Below are 1,982 nucleotides of genomic sequence, written 5' to 3' on the forward strand. Positions count from 1 at the left end.
CCTCGGCCCGCAGGAAGCCGCCCAGGCCGACCGCGCCCACCGCGGGGCCGGCCACCAGCGCGGCGACCAGGATGCCGACGAACTGCGCGGCGCTGGCGGCGGAGATGGCCGCGGTGCGCCCGGCGGGGGAGGCGTAGCGGACCGCCACGACGGTGGTGGCGCCCAGCACCAGCGGCTGGCCCACGGACAGCACGACCTGCCCGGCGAGCACGACGGCGTAGTGGTCCACCGCGGTCGCCCGCACCACCGCCCCGACCGCGGTGAGCGCGGCGCCGGTCACCAGGGCGGGCACCAGCGCGCGCTCCAGCCACCGGCCGGCGCTGGTGGCCAGCAGCACGAACAGCAGCGGGTTGACCGCGGCCAGGTCGGCGATCGCACCGGTGCCGACACCGAGGGCCCGCGCGGACTCGTCGGTGACCGGGGAGAAGGTCAGCCAGAGCACCTGGGTGGCCGCGACCAGCCCGCAGAAGGCGGCCAGCAGGGCGCGGGCGCCGGCCGTCGTCCGGCTCGGGGCGTCTGCGACCACCGGGGGAGCGTGACCCACCCGACCTCCCGGGTCCAGTGCCCTGGTCTCGCGTGCCGCTCAGACCTCGCCGACCTCGAAGGTCCGGCTGGGGGAGACGAACTCCTCCTGCGCGGCGACGGTGAGGATCTCCCGGCTGCCGGCCTCGGCGGTCATCCGCAGCAGCCCGAACACCGACGCCGCCGCGGCCCCCAGCGCGTCGGCCGCCGACCCGGTGGACATCCAGTGCGCCAGGAACAGCGCCGCGATCGCGTCGCCGGCCCCGTTGACCGACAGGCCCAGCTCCGGGGTGCGCACCCGCCACGCCCGCCCGCCCTCGGCGGCGAGCAGGTCCACCGCGTCGTCGGGGGTGTCCTCGACGTCCAGGCTGGTCACCAGCACCACCCGCGGGCCGGTGGACTGCAGCGCGGCGACGGCGTCGCGGACCTCGGGCAGCGTCCGCGTCGTCGTCCCGGTGAGCAGGTCGAGCTCGAAGTGGTTGGGGGTGACGACGTCGGCGGCGGGCACGGCGACGTCGCGCATGAACTCCGCGATGCCCGGGCGCACGAACACCCCGCGGCCGACGTCGCCGATCACCGGGTCGCAGCAGTACACCGCCGACGGGTTGGCCTCCCGGACCCGTGCGACGGTGCCCACGACGGCGTGCCCGATGTCGGCCGAGCCCAGGTAGCCCGACAGCACGGCGTCGCAGCTGCCCAGCACGCCCCGCGCGCCGATGCCGTCGACGACCTCCTCGACGGCCTGGCCGTCGAACACCCGCCCGGTCCAGGAGCCGTAGCCGGTGTGGTTGGAGAACTGCACCGTGTGCACCGGCCAGACCTCGTGGCCCAGCCGCTGCAGCGGGAAGACCGCCGAGGCGTTGCCGACGTGCCCGTAGGCCACGTGGGACTGGATGGAGAGCACGACCGCCACGGGCGGCGACCCTACTCAGCCGCTGCGGACCGCCGTCACGACCAGGTTGTCGGTGTAGCTGCGGGCGCCGGCGTCGAAGGCCCCCGTGCAGGTGATCAGCCGCAGCACGTCCTCCGTGGTGGCGCCGAAGACCGCGGCGGTGGGGAAGGTGTCCTTGGCGACCTGCTCGGTGCCGGTGACCGTGTACGTCGCGGTCGAGCCGTCGGCCACGGTCAGCTCCACGACGTCGCCGGGGGCGAGGTCACGCAGGTCGTAGAAGACCGCGGGGCCGGCGGTGGAGTCGACGTGGCCCATGAGCACCGTCGGGCCGCGCGCGCCGGGCCGCCCGCCGGGGGTGAACCAGCCGACGTCGTCGAAGTCGGTCGGCACCTCGGCCGTGCCGTCCCCGGCGACGCCCAGGCCGATCAGCTCCTGCGCCACGCCCAGGGCCGGGATCGCCACGGCGGTCGGCTCCGGGACGGCAGCGGGGTCCAGCCGGGACGTCGGCGGGGCCGGGGGGGGGGCCGCCGGCGGGGCGAGCCGTGAGCAGGTGGCCGCGGAGGCCGCT

2 protein-coding genes and 1 pseudogene are annotated in these 1,982 nt (G+C 76.5%); all 3 read right to left on the bottom strand.

Features of this window, described 5'->3' with window-relative positions:
- Window positions 1-526: pseudogene (locus NH342_RS22790) on the bottom strand (hypothetical protein); the annotation flags it as partial.
- Window positions 527-583: 57 nt separating this feature from the next.
- On the bottom strand, window positions 584-1,435 hold the full coding sequence (gene pdxY / locus NH342_RS22795) for a pyridoxal kinase PdxY (RefSeq protein WP_253018624.1): 852 nt from the start codon (window positions 1,433-1,435) through the stop codon (window positions 584-586).
- 15 nt (window positions 1,436-1,450) lie between these two features.
- On the bottom strand, window positions 1,451-1,982 hold a 532-nt coding region (locus NH342_RS22800; RefSeq protein WP_253018626.1), incomplete at its 5' end, for a class F sortase.

It is taken from the genome of Klenkia sp. PcliD-1-E, from assembly GCF_024124375.1.
Lineage (GTDB): Bacteria > Actinomycetota > Actinomycetes > Mycobacteriales > Geodermatophilaceae > Klenkia.